The organism is Chromobacterium sp. LK1, assembly GCF_001043555.1.
Taxonomy (GTDB): domain Bacteria; phylum Pseudomonadota; class Gammaproteobacteria; order Burkholderiales; family Chromobacteriaceae; genus Chromobacterium; species Chromobacterium aquaticum.
The window spans coordinates 1-16,554 of record NZ_LDUI01000051.1 but is presented as its reverse complement, the minus strand read 5'-3'; the positions used below and the strand labels follow the sequence as shown (position 1 = coordinate 16,554).

9 protein-coding genes are annotated in these 16,554 nt (G+C 59.9%); 3 read left to right on the top strand and 6 right to left on the bottom strand.

The window, feature by feature from the left end; genetic code table 11:
• Positions 1–2: 2 nt before the first annotated feature.
• The 3 genes from leuD to leuC all read right to left on the bottom strand — a co-directional run bounded on the left by leuD (position 3) and on the right by leuC (position 2,297).
• Positions 3–641, bottom strand: a complete 639-nt coding sequence (gene leuD, locus VI26_RS19685; RefSeq protein ID WP_048411465.1) for a 3-isopropylmalate dehydratase small subunit — start codon at positions 639–641, stop codon at positions 3–5.
• A gap of 92 nt (positions 642–733) precedes the next feature.
• Entirely contained in the window at positions 734–871 is a 138-nt protein-coding gene (locus VI26_RS24085) for an entericidin A/B family lipoprotein (protein WP_082151169.1), read from the bottom strand.
• 19 nt (positions 872–890) lie between these two features.
• Positions 891–2,297 (bottom strand): 3-isopropylmalate dehydratase large subunit, encoded by a 1,407-nt coding sequence (gene leuC, locus VI26_RS19680; RefSeq protein ID WP_048411464.1) that lies wholly within the window; start codon positions 2,295–2,297, stop codon positions 891–893.
• A gap of 170 nt (positions 2,298–2,467) precedes the next feature.
• Here leuC and VI26_RS19675 point away from each other — a divergent pair, with 170 nt between their 5' ends.
• On the top strand, positions 2,468–3,247 hold the full coding sequence (locus VI26_RS19675; protein ID WP_048411463.1) for a helix-turn-helix transcriptional regulator: 780 nt from the start codon (positions 2,468–2,470) through the stop codon (positions 3,245–3,247).
• A 117-nt stretch (positions 3,248–3,364) separates the two neighbouring features.
• Entirely contained in the window at positions 3,365–4,201 is an 837-nt protein-coding gene (locus VI26_RS19670; RefSeq protein WP_048411462.1) for a hypothetical protein, read from the top strand.
• A gap of 226 nt (positions 4,202–4,427) precedes the next feature.
• On the opposite strand, the gene VI26_RS23415 is transcribed toward VI26_RS19670, so the two are convergent.
• Positions 4,428–4,976, bottom strand: a complete 549-nt coding sequence (locus tag VI26_RS23415) for an ankyrin repeat domain-containing protein (protein ID WP_082151168.1) — start codon at positions 4,974–4,976, stop codon at positions 4,428–4,430.
• 351 nt (positions 4,977–5,327) lie between these two features.
• On the opposite strand from VI26_RS23415, the gene VI26_RS19660 reads away from it, so the two are divergent.
• Positions 5,328–5,762: a hypothetical protein gene (locus tag VI26_RS19660; RefSeq protein ID WP_048411461.1), complete on the top strand. Its 435-nt coding sequence runs from the start codon at positions 5,328–5,330 to the stop codon at positions 5,760–5,762.
• A 70-nt stretch (positions 5,763–5,832) separates the two neighbouring features.
• Here the strand turns inward: VI26_RS19660 and VI26_RS24730 are convergent, their stop codons facing one another.
• Together VI26_RS24730 and VI26_RS19650 are read right to left on the bottom strand one after the other, a co-directional pair.
• On the bottom strand, positions 5,833–6,312 hold the full coding sequence (locus tag VI26_RS24730; RefSeq protein WP_156183974.1) for a hypothetical protein: 480 nt from the start codon (positions 6,310–6,312) through the stop codon (positions 5,833–5,835).
• 1,038 nt (positions 6,313–7,350) lie between these two features.
• Positions 7,351–16,443 carry a hemagglutinin repeat-containing protein gene (locus VI26_RS19650; RefSeq protein WP_369799218.1) on the bottom strand — a complete coding sequence of 3,031 codons (9,093 nt, stop codon included), beginning with the start codon at positions 16,441–16,443 and terminating at the stop codon, positions 7,351–7,353.
• Positions 16,444–16,554: the final 111 nt, after the last annotated feature.

Sequence of the window (16,554 nt, the reverse complement as noted above, 5' to 3'; positions counted from 1 at the left end):
GTTCAGGCGAACAGCCACGGCTGCTCGCCGCGACGCTTGGCTTCGAAAGCCTTGATCTCGTCCGCGTGCTGCAAGGTCAGGCCAATCTCGTCCAGGCCGCCCAGCAGGCAGTGCTTGCGGTGTTCGGTGATGTCGAAGGAGAACACCTGCCCGGCCGGCGTGCTCACCGTCTGCGCCGCCAGGTCCACGGTCAGTTGATAGCCTTCAGCGGCCGCGCATTCGCGGAACAGCTGATCCACCGCGTCCGCCGCCAGCACGATGGGCAGCAGGCCGTTCTTGTAGCAATTATTGAAGAAAATGTCGGCGAAACTGGGCGCGATCACCACGCGGAAGCCCTGGTCGTCCAGCGCCCATGGCGCGTGCTCGCGGCTGGAGCCGCAACCGAAGTTCTCGCGCGCCAGCAATACCTGCGCGCCCTGATAGCGCGGCAGATTGAGCACGAAGTCCGGATTCAGCGGCCGCTTGCTGTTGTCCATGCCCGGCTCGCCGTGGTCCAGGTAACGCCATTCGTCGAACAGATTGGGGCCGAAGCCCGAGCGCTTGATAGATTTCAAGAACTGCTTGGGAATGATGGCGTCGGTATCCACATTGGCGCGGTCCAAGGGACAGGCCAAACCGGTCAGGGTGGTAAATGCTTTCATCGTCAATGCCGTTTCCGGGCGCTAGCGCCCGCCTTCATTAGAGAGTGCGAGGAGACAACCGCCCCGGCGGACGCCGGGGGCGGGCCGCCGCATCACATTTTGTTGGACACGTCCTTGGCGGCGTTTTCAATCGCCTGCCCGCCCTTGGACACGTCCTGGCCCACGCCCTTCACCGTATTGCAAGCGCTCAGGGTCAGCACGGCCAGTACCAGCAACAACAGTTTTTGCATGTTTCTCTCCTTGAAACGGTTACAACGAACGCACATCGACGAAATGACCGGCCACGGCGGCGGCGGCCGCCATCGCCGGGCTGACCAGATGGGTGCGGCCGCCCTGACCCTGGCGGCCTTCGAAATTGCGGTTGGACGTGGACGCGCAACGCTCGCCCGGCTGCAGGCGGTCCGCGTTCATCGCCAGGCACATCGAGCAGCCCGGCTCGCGCCACTCGAAGCCGGCGGCCAGGAACACCTGGTCCAGCCCCTCGGCCTCCGCCTGCGCCTTCACCAGGCCGGAGCCCGGCACCACCAGCACCTGCTTCACATTGGCGGCCTTGTGGCGGCCCTTGGCCACGCTGGCGGCCTCGCGCAAATCCTCGATGCGGCTATTGGTACAGGAACCGATGAACACGATGTCCACCGCGATATCGTGAATGGGGGTATTGGCCTGCAAGCCCATATAGCTGAGCGCGCGCTCGATGCCGCTTTTCTTCACCGGGTCGCTTTCCCGCGCCGGGTCCGGCACCGCGCCGTCGATATCCACCACCATCTCCGGCGACGTGCCCCAGGTCACCTGCGGCAGGATGTCCTCGGCGTGCAGCACCACTTCCGCGTCGAACGCGGCGCCTGGATCGGAACGCAAACTGCGCCAATACGCCACCGCCTGCTCCCACTGCTCGCCCTTGGGCGCGAACGGCCGGCCTTTTACATAATCGATGGTCTTCTGATCCACCGCCACCATGCCCGAGCGCGCGCCGGCCTCGATCGCCATATTGCACAAGCTCATGCGGCCTTCCATCGACAGGCTCTCGATCGCCGCGCCGGCGAACTCGATCGCATAACCGGTGCCGCCGGCGGTGCCGATCTTGCCGATGATGGCCAGCGCCACATCCTTGCCGGTGATGCCGCGGCCCAATTGGCCGTCCACCCGCACCAGCATATTCTTGGATTTCTTGGCCACCAGGCACTGGGTGGCCATCACATGCTCCACCTCGGAGGTGCCAATGCCGTGCGCCAGCGCGGCGAAAGCGCCGTGGGTGGAGGTGTGGCTGTCGCCGCACACCACGGTCATGCCCGGCAGCGTGGCGCCCTGCTCCGGCCCCATCACATGCACGATGCCCTGGCCCTTGTCCTTGAACGGGAAATACGCCAGCGCGCCGAAGGCCTTGATATTGGCATCCAGCGTTTCCACCTGCTGGCGCGAGATCGGGTCCTTGATGCCCTCGTCCCAATGATCGGTGGGCGTGTTGTGGTCCGCGGTGGATACCACCGAATCCACCCGCCACAGCGGGCGGCCCGCCAGTTTCAGCCCCTCGAACGCCTGCGGGCTGGTCACCTCGTGCACCAGGTGGCGGTCGATATACAGCAGCGCCGTGCCGTCCGCCTCCTGGCGCACCACGTGGCTATTCCATAATTTGTCGTACAAGGTCTGTGCGGTCATGGTCTTTGCTCGAATCCGGTTGCTCAATATCAGACTGCCACCGGCGCCGCGGGTTTCCGTGCGCCAGCCACAAGGCTCTGTTCCGTGAAGCTATCTTGGAAGCAAATTTTCCCGGCAACAAGACAGTTGCTTATACTAGTAGCGATACTAATACCCAGAACCCTACGCCCATGACCGCCAGCAAAGACAGCGCGCCGCTGGGCCAATTCATCCGCGCCCACCGCGAACGGCTGAGCCCGGAACAAGCCGGCCTGCCGCCCGGCCAGCGCCGCCGCGCCAAAGGCCTGCGCCGCGAAGAAGTCGCCGCCTTGTGCGATATCAGCACCACCTGGCTGACCTGGATAGAACAAGGCCGCACCCAATCCGTGTCCGCGCCCACCCTGGCCCGGCTGGCCGAAGCGCTGCGCCTGACCGCCGCCGAGCGCGACTACCTGTTCAACCTGGCCGGCCTCAAAGACCCGGAACCGGAATGGCGCGGCCCGTCCGAACAGGCCAAGGCCCTGTTGAAACAAGCCACCGCCCATATCGACTCCCCCGCCTACGTGCTGGATGCCGAATGGCGCGCCGTGGCCTGGAACCCGCCGGCCGAACGCCTGTTCCGCGACTGGCTGGGCCGGCCGGACGCCAGCCGCAGCCTGCTGGACTTCATCTTCCTCACCCCGGAAGCCCGCCACTTCATCGACCAATGGCCGCAACGCGCCAGCCGCATCGTCGCCGAACTGCGCGCCGACATCAGCCCGCGGCTGGGCCAACCCGCCGTCGCCGCGATGATTGCCGCCTTGGAAACGCGCAGCCCGGAATTCCGCCAATACTGGCAGCAACAAGACGTGCAGGAGCGCGAAGGCGGCAGCCGCGTGTTCCACCACCCCAGCGCCGGCCGCATCGAGCACCAGCAAATCACCCTCAAACTGGCCCAGGCGCCGGAGTACAAACTGGTGATGCTGCTGTGACGCCATGCCGGCGACATGACCAATTCTTTATATTGAGCTTTCCCGGGCTTGGGCACACTGTGCCGCATCCCAACCACGGCGGCGGCACACGCCACCGCCCTTGCTCAGGAACGCCCAATGAAAATAAGCAACGACATGCTCAGCCGCATCCACCCCCGCGGCTGCGCCGATCCGGACACCCCGCCGCAAACCGCGCTGGCCGCGGACATCCGCAGCGCGGTCAATAATAGCGAACGCCCGTCCAGCGTCGGCCGCGCCAGCCCGCGCGGCGCGCAGCCGGCCGAAGCGCTGCGCCGCCTGGCCCCGGACACCCTGCAAGCCGCTCTGGCGCAATCGCAACGCCAGTTCAGCCTGTGGCTGGCCGGCCGGACGCAGGAAGACGCCCACAACCTGCTGCGCAACTACTACACCTCCATGCTGCACGACCATATCGACAGCAGCGCCGAAGCCACCGTCAAGCAATGCCTGCCCCAGGCGCCCAGCAGCCGCTTGGCGGAGCAGGCCAAGCACTACCGTGCCTTCATCATAGACAGCGCCGCCGCGCGCTTCCCCAGCCAGGCGGAATACTTCCGCAAGCAAGCCGGTCCCAGCCTGCTCAACAACCACCTCAGGGCCATCAGCACCAAGGCCGGGCTGAACGACAAAAACCCGCAACACCAAGCGGCGCTGAAACAACTAGTCGAACACTGCGCCGTCCAGCTCTCCAACAGCCTGCAACAGCTCAGCCCGCTGACGCTGCGCGACACCCTGGAACAAGCCCGCTGCGACTACCTGCGCAGCCACGCGCCCGAGCACGCCATGTCCGAACACGCCGCGCCCAAGCCGGAACAGGACCGCCTCGCCCCGCTAGCGCAGGCCGAAGCCATCCTCCGACGCGGCAAGAGCAAGCGGTTCCAGTCTCACCGCGATTCGCGCCAGATCCACTTCAGACGGATGACCGGCTCCGCGGCTTAAGCACGGCCCAGAACCTGTTCAAAGTGCGGCACTCACCGTCTCAGAGCCTGTTCAAAGTCTCGCGAGCAAGAGCGAGACAAGGCGAAAACAACAGAGAAAGCGGAATGTACATACGGTACATGAGCATTTCGAAGGGGTTTTCAACGCCGTATCGCCGAAGCGCAGCAGACTATGGACAGGTTCTCACGACGCGCAGCGGGCTTTGAACAGGTGACCCAAACCGCGTTCACGCTCCGCCCAAGGCCCGCAACATCGCCGGCCGTTGGGCCTTGGGCAGCTTGGCCACATAGTCCCGCGCCGACTGATCGTATTTGTCCCGGTCCTCCAGCGAGGCGCCGTGCTTGAGCAAATCGGCCACCAGCTGCGGCGCGCCGCTCAACACCGCCGCCATCAGCAGCGACATCTGCGAAAAGCGCGTCGACACATTCACATCCGCGCCATGCTCCAGCAGCAACTTCGCCGCCGGCGCATTGCGCACCTCCGCCGCGTAGAACAGCGGCGTCTTGCCGTCGTAGACATCCGCGTTCACATCCGCGCCGGCCGCCAACAAGGCCGCCACCGCCGCCGGACGGCCGCTCTGGATCGCGTACACCATGGCCGAACTGGCGCCGTTGTCCAGGCCCTGGTTCAAATCGCAATGATGCTGCCGCGCATACTCGACAATCGCCTGCTCCGAACCACGCAGCACCGTCTTCCAGTCCTGCTCAGAACACGCCGCCGACGCCTGCGCGCAGAACAAGGCCAGCGCCACGCCGGCCAAGCTTCTCAATCGCATGGTTCCCCTCCCAATTGGCTAAAAGCCGCCACTATAAGCGCAAGCCCGCCGCTTGGCATCCCCGCGCCCTTGACCCGACCCGTCCGCGCCGCCACAATCATCCGCGTGCCGGCCTACATCCGGCACTGGGACTGGAACCCCAAAAACTTCACTCTCAGCGAACGGGCCGCTTTGCGGCCCTTATTGTTCGCTGCCTGAGCACGCCCATATGGCGGGAGCAGGCTGCGGGAACGGCTTCGGCCGTGCCGAGAGGAGAGTGAATCGGTGTTCCAGTCCCGTGGTCTTGCGCCCGCCTCCCGACTGGAACCGAGAAGCGGGGACATCATGCACACTCTCATAGGAGTATTCCTAATGTCCCAAGCACTTCCCCCGCGCCGTCATTACCGGCCTAAGCCTCACGAAACCCAGGCCACGCAACTGCCCTTCGTCCGCTACCTGCCGCAACGCGGTCAGCCCCACCATTGGCAGATGCCGCCCGCCGACGACTACGTCGACGCCTGCGCCTATGGCCGTGAATGCGCCGCCCACCTGGCCCAGTACCTGAAAGACAATCTGGAACGCCACAACAGGGGCCTGCTCGGCAAGATCGCCTACGACATCGACTTCCGCGATCCTCACCATGCCCGCGGCTATTGGGTGGGTTTTTTCAACTACGCGGAGCAGTTGATGGTGTTGGGCGCGCTGCGCTGCGACGTCTTCCAGCACGTGGACAGCGTGCACGCGCTGCAACGCGCGTTAATCGCCAAAACCGAACTGGAAGGCAAGACGCCCGGCCGCAATAGCTAAGGCGTAAAAAAGCGGCGCGCCGGATTGGCGCGCCGCTTTCATAACCATAGAAGACCACAGGCTTCAACCTCTAATAATCGATATAGCCCCAATTATCCTCGTCTATCGGCGCAGTCAGCTTTTCCGCCGGATAATTGCGCAGACCTTCCAGCACTATCGGCAAATCACGAGCAATCGCTTCGTACTCGTCCCGTGGTAAATGATAGGCCGCATGGTAACGCTCCAGGTCAAAGTGCTCCAATATCGCCAAGGCCCACGGGTGAAAATTGATTGGTACGTGGTCCCACTCCAAGGCTTTTTTGGCGATAGACAACCATGCAATCGGAAGATTCGCGTTAACTTGGCAGTAGACATCCCAAGCCTCATTTATTACCCACCAAAATATATGACTAACCTGCTCTGGCGTATAACTATGTCGTTCTGCCAGCCTCCACTCAGAATCAAAAACATCATCGCAAAACTTAACCGCCGCAAGATACACTACCGATCTTTCAGAAAAAAGGTATACCTCTTCTCCTAGTAAGTCATCTAGACACGACATGGCAAACACAGCATCTCCTTAAAAAGCCAGCCATCAGCCCCATCATTACACCAACAAACCACCCCTCAATTTGCATCACAGCAAAGCCAACCCAACAAACACCACTCAATATTCATTTCTTACAAACAACGGCACTTCCGCCCCCTGTCAACTCAACTAGGAAACCACATTCTTTTGAATATATAGGCATAGAACCCAACAGCCAAAACATCGAACAGGCCATCATTAACTCCCCTTAAACTTGCAAAAACAATTGACACTATAGCGCCCCCAAAACAAAGCAACCCTCTCATCCAGACCAAACATACTCAAAACCATGTCAACATGGCCCCTCTCGCAGCCTCCATCGCTCCCTTTAAACAGCTGACCTGAGCTAGAAAAAGTGAACTCTTTTTGGATGTCATTTAACACTTTTTGAGTAACAACACCTGATACAACGACACATTCACAACCCAGAGCTTCAACACACTCAAAAAAAATAGAACACTCTCTCTACACCACGCCACCTAAATCATTAAATTCAATCAAAAATCACCTCACAAATAACCACCAAAACAAACACTCATAGAATTACAGCCACTCCCCATATCAGACTCAAAGCCACCAAAGATATACACTATACCACTTAGGCTTCCACCGAGAAAAAACAGGAATATAACTCTCATCACGTTTTAGCTGACGCCGCAGACGAACCTCTCGCTTTATATGGCTAAAGTAATAATCAATAGCCACCCACGCCGCCAAAATAGATATCGGAGTAAAAAACAGCTCTCCCCACGCAACTGCCGGAGCCGCCGGGCTAGGATATCGCCCACAGTCCCAATCAAGATTACACCGAACCACCTCGAGCCAATCATGACCATGAGACGGAAAAAGATACAAGCCCCAACAACAATACAGCCAAATCAAAAGCCGATGAAAAAATCTAGGAAAAAAACAGTGTTCAAGCAGCAATGAGCATGGAAAAACCACTACCCACCTCAGAAAAAAATAAAATCCAACCCTGAGATTTCTTTTAACAAAAACTGCACCAAGCATTATAGCCTCCTATTTTTTATTATCCGGCGCCTCTAAGAACGATGGACTATTTGGCACAACAACCCCCCAGAACTTAGAAGTTCCATTTGGCGGCAATGGCTGGAACAATGCGGGGAAATCAGCAATCATCTTACTTCGCCACTTTTCCATAGCAACGCTCCCGGCTCCTGTCCCCACTGCGCCGGCAGCCGCCCCCAACAAGCCAGCCCAAACAGCATTCTTATCTTCTTGATAGTAAAAATTATTAAAAATCGTATTAGCATACCCTGTAGAAAATCCAAGGCCTCCATTCGCAATCACCACACTCAATGTTTTTGATGCTCCGGCCTTTTGTAGCATCACCGCTGCCGGCGAAGCAAACGGTGCTGTCACCATTGCCGTATTTCCCGCAAATACAGCCTGCGCTATTCGAATATCTTCGGGATCACACTTTCCTTTCACACAGTTCTGAAAATATTGTCCCGCCACATCAAATCCCGCCCCAAGACCACCAGCAGCCAGCATACTACCCGCCACTCCACTTCCACCAATAGCCCAACCACCAACGGGCAAGCCTATGGTTGATGCAATTAATCCAAATTGCTGCTTATTTTTCTCCTCATACTCAGCATACATCTTACCCGGCGCTACACCTTGCACTGTCCACACCGCACTAGCCCCCATACTCCACCCAGGAACACGCCCACCTTTAAATTCACTAGCCCGGTTTACTGCTTGCAAATAGTCCACCCTCGCAGCATCTGCCTCGACCAGATATAGCTTGCTCCGGTCCATATCCTTACTATTGGCAAATGCATTTCCAACATCCCGGAACCAGTTCTGGTTTTCTTTCAGCTCTTTCGCCAGCATGGTACATTCAGCTTCGCTTTGACAATTCCTTGCTCGCTGCGACAATTCGTCAGACTCTTTTTTATGCTGAACCAATAGCTTGACTCGTTGCGCTTCGGATAAAGCATGGAAACGTTCCACCCAACCTACCCCGGTTTGTTTTTGTAAAGAGTTGTTATCCATCTCCGTCTTCGCCGCGTTCACCGTGGTTGCGGCGGTGCTGCCACCACCAGTGGCTGTAGACAAGCCAGCCAGCAGACCACTGACCAGGTTCTCGCGTTGCAGTTTCTCCGCTGCCGTCATCTTGCTGGCGTCGGTTTTTTGCAGCTGATCCAAAGCACTGTTCAGCGCCACCGCGGCGGCGGCCCCGGCGGCTCCCGCGCCGCAGTTCTGGCCGCTGGCGCTGGCTCCGCCGCAGGCCAGCGCGGCATGCAATACCGCGCGGACGGTTTCGCCTTCCGGCGTTTTGGCGCCGTCCTCCATCCCGTCAACCAGCGCTTTCACCTGCTGAGCACCCAAGCCTTGCAGATAGGCGATGCCGGCGTTTTGCGCCATGCCGCCAAGACCGTTGGCCAGGTTGCCGCCGATGCCGGCGGTGACCGCGGTCAAAATTTGGCCATAGGCGCCGCCTGGCGCCCATTTGTCGGCGTCGGCCTTGGTGTCCGCGGCGGCGCGCTCCAGCCGCTCAAGATCGCTGACCGAGGCGGCCGGATCTTTGCGCGCGGCGTCCAACGCGTCCTGAGTGGCCTTGGCCGCCTGCGCCTTGTTGGAGAGGAAGGTGCCCACTTGTTCGTGCAGCGCGGCGGCGGCATCGAACAGCGCTTGCACCTGCTCCTTGTCGAAGTTGTTGGCCAGCTTGCCGCTGCCATCGGTGGCGCTATCCACATTACGGTTGAGCTTGGCGACGGCATCCGCCGCGCTTTGACCGGTCAGCGCTTGTTGCAGCGCCGGGTTGCTGATCTCCAGTTTGCCGCCGCTGATGCCGCTGCGCGTGGTGCTGGCATCGTGATCAGATGCCGCCATTGCCATGCCGGTGACGCCGCCAGAACCTGCGGTGACGGTCACGCTGCTGGCGGTGAAGTCGGCATGATTGTCGATGTCCTTGGTGACCAGCGCGCCGGTGCTCAGGCTGTTCTTGCCTTGCTGGATGGATGCCGCGCTGCCGGCGATGACCGCGCCGGTGAGTTGGGTGCTGCCCTTGACGCTGAGCTGGAAACCGCCATCGCCGGCCTTGATGCCGGATTGCTGCTGCACGCTGGCGTAGTCCGCATCCATTTTTTGCTGGCTAAGCGACACCGAACCGCCGCTCATGCTGGCATTGCCACTCACGCTCTGGTTCAGGCTGTGATAGCTGCTGGTATCTTGCAGGCTCTCCAACCGCAGATCGCCTGCGACCACGCCCACCACTTGCTGACCGCGGGCTTCGCCTTGCAGCGTGAAGTCGCCGCCGGACTGAATATCCAGCTTGCCGCCGGCATTCAGTTGGCTGAGTTGGTTTTGGGTGCTATTGCCGTCCACCTTGCCGCGGCTGGCACTGCCGTTGGCAGTAAAACCCACTGTCGCCTTATTGTCCTGCAGACCAATCGCCATCCCTACCCCGCCACTACTAGACGTGGAGGTGGTGTGTTCGCTGCTGCGGCTTTGCGCCGCCAGCAGGCTGATTGCACCTTCGGCCTTGATCGTCAGATCCTTGCCGGCCAGCAGCTGCGCGCCGTGACCGGTGATGGTGCTGTCCTGGCCCGCACCCGCCGCCTGGGTGAACAGATTGCCGCCGGCCTTGAGCAGGCTGCCGCTTTCGGTATGGCTGTCGCTGACGGTGGTGCTTTCGCTCTGGCTGCCGCCCACGCTGATGCTGAGCTTGACCCCATAGCCGTTCTTGGACGGGTCCGCGCCGGCCATCGCTTGCTGGTAGGCGGTGTAGCTGTTGTAGCCGGCCAGGCCGGCGGTGGCGGCGGACAGGGCTTTGACGCGGTTGTCCTTGCTGCTGAGCAAGGTGTCGGTGGCCGCGGCAGCGGCCTGCAGGCCGCTGATCAGCGGGCTGGTGATCTGCACGGTGAGGCCGCTGGATTTGCTGGTGGTTTTCTGCACGCTGTGCCAGGTGTCCACCGCCGCGTCCAATTGTTGTTTCTTGGCATCCACCAACAGGTTGCCACCGGCGGTGACGTCACTGCCTTGCAAGGTGAGCACGCCGCCGGCTTTCAACTGCAGGTCGCCGTTGATGCTGCCCACCAGGCTGCGGTTCTGGCTCTGGGTGCTGCCCGCGCCGTTCATTTCCTGGGTCAGCTCCTTGCTGCCGACCGTGAAGCCGATGCCGCCACCGGAGAAGACACCGGAGGTTTTTTCCTGGTGGAACTGGAACACGCGCTGGGTATCGGTGCCGGAACGGATGTTAAGGTCGCGACCCGCCATCAAGCTGACCGTGCCGCTGCCGGCCACCTGGCTAGCCTGGATATTGAGGTCCTGTCCGCTTTGCATTGCGATCTTGTCAGCGGAGACGGTGGAGCCAATTTGGGTGGTATTGTCATGCGCGCTGATATCCACCGTGGTTTTGCGGCTGAACGCGCCACCGGAGCTGCGCACGGTTTTGTGGTAATCGCTGTGACGGTTTTCCGCGCTGCCCAGCGTGATGTCGCGGCCGGCCAGCAACGTGGCCTGACCATCACTGCCAAGGCTGGCGGCCTGGCTCGTGATGTCACGGCCGGCATTAAGGGTCAGCCCGCTGGTGCCAGACAGCGCGCTGCCGTGCTGGCTAAGGTCGTAGTTGTTGTGGATATCGCCATTGGTGTAGTAGTTGTCACTACGGCTTTGAGTGGCCACCGCGCCCAGGCGGATGTCTTGGCCGGCGCTGAGCGTCAAAACACTGTGGCTGCCCAGGCTGGCACCGTTCAACACCGCGTCGCCACCGGCTTGCAGTTGCAGATTGCCCTGACTGGCCAGGCCCGCCACGGTGAGGCTGTCCGTTTGCCAGCTGTGACCATAGCCCTTGGAACCCATCTGCACATTGAGACGATCTTGCCGGCTATTGACTTCGCTTTGCACGGTCAGCTGCTTGCCGGCTAGCGCCAGTAGGTTGCCTCCTGCCTGGGCCTGGGAGCCGTTGAGGGCTAGATTGCCGCCGGCTTGCAGCAGCATGTCGCCGCCAGCCTGCAGCTGGGTGGCATGGCGGATCTGATCCGACATGGAGTCCAAGCCCTGGGCACTCCCCCAGCCGCTGCTGACCCAGCTACCCTGACCTTGTTTGCTATCCAATGTGGATTGCAGGGTCAGTTCATTGCCGGCCACGGCCAGCAGCTTGCCGCCGGCCTTGACCTCCGCGCCGCTAAACGTGAGGTCGTGACCGGCGTTGAAGCCTAGGCTGCCACCCACTTGCAGCGCGCTACCGACATGGTCCACTTGCTGATAGCTGTACTGGCTGCGGCCAGTATTGGCACGGTAGTCGTAGCGGTTTTCGCGGCTGGCGATGTCCAGATCGTGACCAGCCTGCAGTTGCGCGTCGCCGTTGACCTGCAGCTGCACCGCCTGCAGCTTCAGATCATTGCCGGCCTGTAGCTGCAAGCTGCCCGCCTGGATCACGCTGCCCGCCTGACTGCGTTGCTTGTCATCGCTAACAAGCAGATCGTGGCGAGCGCCAAGGCCCAGATCGCCGCCGGCCAGCACTTTGCCGCCTTCGATGCGGATATCGCCCGCCTGCGCCAACAGGCTGTTGTCCGCCTTCAGAGTGCCGCTGTTGATCAACGCGCCATCAGCCAGCAGTTCCATATGGCTGCCGGCCAACACCGCGCCCTGGCCGCGCAGCGATTGTTCCTGCGCCTTGGCCAAGTATACCACCGGCACCAGTACGTCGTGGCCGTCCACCTTCTGATTCACCAGCCACACCATGTCCGCGGTGAGGCGAGACATTTGCTCCGCGGACAGCGCCACGCCCGGCGTCAATTGGAATTGCTTGGCGTATTCCGCGCCCTGATTCATCAATTGCTGGTACTGCTGCGTTGCGTTGGCGTTGCCGCCGATGAAGCGCTTGCCGGTCAGTTCGGTGACCGCGCGGCTGACCAGTTGCTGCTCGTAGAAGCCATCGCCCAGGCGCTTTTCCACGCGACTAGGGTCGTAACCCAATTGTTTGAGCAGGTAATCCGAGGAAATGAAATTGCCGTATTGAGTAAAGCGCGGGTCGGTTTCCACCAGATAAGGCTGCGCCGGCGCCGGGCGGGTCTGGAACAAGCCGTTATTGGGCAGGCTATAGCCGTCCGCCACCGGATTGGCCGCCTTGGTACCGGCGGATTCCAGCAACACTTGCTGCGGCAGCACCGCGGCTTTGGCTCCACTCCAAGCCGTGGCAGTAATATGCGAAATATCGCCAGCGGATAATGTCCGCCCCGATGCGTCATCCCCATGCGCCTTGCTACTGAGGACCTGGCCATGGGCGGTATCTAGCCCCCCGCCCAGCCCCGCGCCACTGGCAGTAGTGACTTCGCCTTGCAAGGTTTTGCCTTGGGCCGGTGCAGGAGCGGCCTTGCTCAGCCCATCTCCCGCTACCGCTTGCACTTCTCCACGCAAAGCGCCACCCGAAGCGACAGTTGCAGCGGCCTCCGAGGGGAGCACCTGGCCGGAAGCACTATCCACATGAGTGCCGGTAAGCTGGTGGGTACTTGAAACCGGCTTCAGCGCTTGGCTGCCCACCCCGCTTGCAGCAAGCTCTACCGCTTTGGCGGCATCAGGATCCACCGCGAACGTTTGGCCTGAAACACGGCTTGTCGCTGCAACCGTTGAATGGCTAGAGCCAGAGGCGGCCGCGATATCCAACTGTCCGGCCTTGCCATTGGAAATGGTAGGGGCTTGTACAATGAGCTTTTGGCCGGTACTGATAGTGGCGTCCAGCGAAGCCAGAACTTCAGTATGTGTTGACACAGTTGGACCACTATGTCTGCCACCTAAAAGAGTAGCTTGTGTAGTTTCGGTCACTGTTTTTAAAAGCTGCTGCCCTGTATTGCTTATTTGGTTCCCTGCAGTCAATACCAAGTCTTTACCTACAGCAATCGAACTATATTTGTTGGCCACATCCGTCGAGCCAATAATCAACGACCCCCCAACCAATATTTTTGCAGCTACCACACTACCGCTTGCAACGTCCAGCGTTGCCACCTGAGTCGTGACCCGACTAACCTCGATTGGCTGGCTAATGACATCACGACCTGCGACAACTCCACCATTCGGAATTGAGACAAACTCACCCCTATTTCCTTGATATGTATAGTAATCAGTGCCCGCCTGATCCCCTTTATTCGGGCGCATAGCTTCCTGCGCTTGAAGTATTTCTGCAGGGGATAGTGCATTGGCATTATTAGCCACACCATATACCAAGGTGTTTTTCTCATAATCATACCCTGGCAGATAATAATACTTACCATTTTCTTTTTTGAAATAAGGTATTTTTACAACTGAAGAAGTCTCAGCATACCATTTTGAATCACACTGCCGCCCAAGTGCCCACTGGCAAGTCTCATACTTGGCCGTAATGATTTTATTGACCTCATCCTCCGCCATGAATGTGTATTTAACAAAATTATCACGTTTACCCACCCCGTTTCTGCCTTCTGACTGATAGCGCTGCCAGCGACCAAAACTAACACCCGAATCAAAACTAATTACACCAATATAACTAATCTTTCTATCTGGACAAGTACTACTATCATCTCGACCACAAGACCTGTAGCTAATAACTGCCTCCGGAAGTATCGTATATGCCGTTCTGGAAGACGAACTGGTCACCTTGCTCTGCGTTATCGAAACCGGGGTCGCCTCATTGCTTACCCTGCCGGCCTCGATAAACATATTGCCCTCTGACTGCAAGATCGCTACATGGTTAATCACCTGCCCAACAGCCGCCCCCGCCTTGCCAATGCGCATATCCCCCTGGCTATACAACCAGCTGCCATCGTGATTACTCAGCGTCTGGCCAATATCCAGCGCCATATTGCCGGCAGAGGCGATCAGACCCTGGCTGCCGCCGTTATCCAGGCTGGCGGCCCGGATGGAGATATCGCCGCCGGTAATGGAGTGAGTGTTCAACACGCTGGCGGCATTCAGTTGTAATGTGCCGGCGCTGAGCTTGCCGCTATTGCTAAGTGCCTGGCTTAATTCAGTACTGAGTTTGCCGCCGGCGTTGACCTCACCGCTATTGGTCCAGCTAACGCCATTCAAGGCCAAGTCGCCACCGGCCTGTAGCTGGCCACTGTTGATCAGATTGCCGCTGCTGCTGATGCTGAGCTTGCCATTGGCCTGCAGCTTGCTACCCGCCGTATGGATGAAGTCGCTGGCGAGGGTCAGGTTCAAGTCCTTGCCAGCCAAGAAAGAGCCGGAATTGCCCAGCGTCACGGCGTCTATGCTCAGGTTGCCAACGCTCAGCAGGCTGCCGCCTGCATTGTCTAACCCTTGCGCCTTGATCCTCCAATCGCCGTTACCTGCGATCTGACCGCCGTTGTTCAATTGCCCGCCGAGGGTCATGCGGCTGTCGCCGCTGCCCAAGGCCAGCAGCCTGCCACCCTGGTTGAGCAGGCTGCCGCTGTCCAAGGTCAAGGTGTAGCCGGCCTGGAGCAGGCCGCCGGCATTGTCCACGCTGGCGCTATCCAGCTTCAAGGCGCCGTTGCTGCCCAAAGCGCCCTGGCGGTTATCCAGCGTGCCACTCACGCTGAGCTGCAAGTCACTCTGACTGCTGAACGTGCCGCCGACATTCAGCAAGTCCGCCGCCGTCACCCGCAGTTGGCCGTTGGATAGCACCTTGCCCTGCTGGCTATTGTCCAGCTTGCCACTTAATTCCAGCTTGGCCACGCCGTCGCCAGCCTGGCTGAGCAGCCCCTGCTGATTGTTCAGCTCGGAGGCTTTCAACTGCAGTTGCTCGGCCTGAATCTTGCCGCCCTGGTTCTGCGCCAGCCGCGCCACTTGCACATCCAGTGCGGCCGCACTTTGCAAAGTACCCTGGCGGTTGTCCAAAGCCGCGGCGCTTACCTCCAGCCGTCCATTGCCAGCCAGCACGCCCTGCGCGGAGTTGTCCAGAGTCCCACCAATGTTGATGCTGCTGCCGCCGCTTCCCAGCGCCTTGATGCTGCCACCCTGATTACCCAGTCCGGCCGCGTGCACCTGCAAGGATTCGGCTTGCACCGTACCGCCTTGATTGTTCAATACCGCGCCCAGTTGCAGTTGCAACCCCTGTCCGCTGACCAAGGTGCCGCCCTGATTGTCCAGGCCTTGAGCCAGTTGCAAGGATTGCGCGCCCAGGCTGCTCAGAGTGCCCTTCTGGTTGTTCAGCGATTGAGCCGCAAGCGTCAAACCGCCATTGCTGAACAAGGTGCCTTGCTGGTTGTCGAGCCGCTGGCGCACCTGCCATTGCGCCATGGTCTGTCCCAGATGGCGTATTTCGCCGCCCTTATTGCTAAGCGTGTCCGCTTTCAGGCTCAGGTCCTTGGCAACGATGTGGCCGCCGTCGTTGTTCAGACTGGCTTGTTTGTTCAGACTCAGCTTGTCCGCCGACTGCAAGCTACCGCCGTGGTTGTCGATGTCGGCGGCATTGACGTCCAGCGCCGCATTGCCGGCAATCTTGCCCTGGTTGTTCAGCTGGCCGCTGATCTCCAGGCTGCTAGTACTCTCCTTGCCTAAAGCCAGAATCTGGCCATTGTCGGCGTTGTTAACGCTGGCCGCCGTCAGTTGCAGATCCTTGCCGGCCTGGATCAGGCCGGCCCCGTTCTCCAACGCACCGGCCGTCAGCTTGAACTGGCCGTCGCTGCCCAGCAAGCCATCGTTGCGTAAGATATCGCTGGCACTGAGCGTTAGTCCTTGCGAGCCGATCAAGCTGCCCTTGGCGTTATTCAACTGCTGCAGCTTGGCGTCCAGCTGTTGCTGGGCGAAGACCTCACCGCCCTGATTGCTGAGCGTGTCCGCTTTCAGGCTCAGATCCTTGGCAACGATGTGGCCGCCGTCGTTGTTCAGGCTGGCTTGTTTGTTCAGATTCAGCTTGTCCGCCGACTGTAGCAAACCGCCGTGGTTGTCGATGTCGGCGGCGTTGACGTCCAGTGCCGCATTGCCGGCAATCTTGCCCTGGTTGTGCAGCTGACCGCTGATCTCCAAACTGCTGGCGGCCTCCTTGCCCAGCGCCAAGATTTGCCCTTTGTCAGCGTTGTTGACGCTGGTCGCCGTCAGTTGCAGGTCCTTGCCGGCCTGGATCAGGCCCGCGCCATTCTCGAGTTGGCCAACGGTCAGCTTGAGCTGACCATCACTGCCCAGCAGGCCGTCGTTATGCAGCGAGGTACTCGTGGTCAGGTTCAGCTTCTGCGAGCCGATCAGGCTGCCTTTGGCGTTGTTCAGCTGCTGTAACTTGGCGTCCAGCTGTTGCTG

Bases quoted from the DNA above. Each gene is read 5' to 3' on its own strand.
- leuD (WP_048411465.1), bottom strand. From the start codon at position 641: ATGAAAGCATTTACCACCCTGACCGGTTTGGCCTGTCCCTTGGACCGC.
- VI26_RS24085 (WP_082151169.1), bottom strand. From the start codon at position 871: ATGCAAAAACTGTTGTTGCTGGTACTGGCCGTGCTGACCCTGAGCGCT.
- leuC (WP_048411464.1), bottom strand. From the start codon at position 2,297: ATGACCGCACAGACCTTGTACGACAAATTATGGAATAGCCACGTGGTG.
- VI26_RS19675 (WP_048411463.1), top strand. From the start codon at position 2,468: ATGACCGCCAGCAAAGACAGCGCGCCGCTGGGCCAATTCATCCGCGCC.
- VI26_RS19670 (WP_048411462.1), top strand. From the start codon at position 3,365: ATGAAAATAAGCAACGACATGCTCAGCCGCATCCACCCCCGCGGCTGC.
- VI26_RS23415 (WP_082151168.1), bottom strand. From the start codon at position 4,976: ATGCGATTGAGAAGCTTGGCCGGCGTGGCGCTGGCCTTGTTCTGCGCG.
- VI26_RS19660 (WP_048411461.1), top strand. From the start codon at position 5,328: ATGTCCCAAGCACTTCCCCCGCGCCGTCATTACCGGCCTAAGCCTCAC.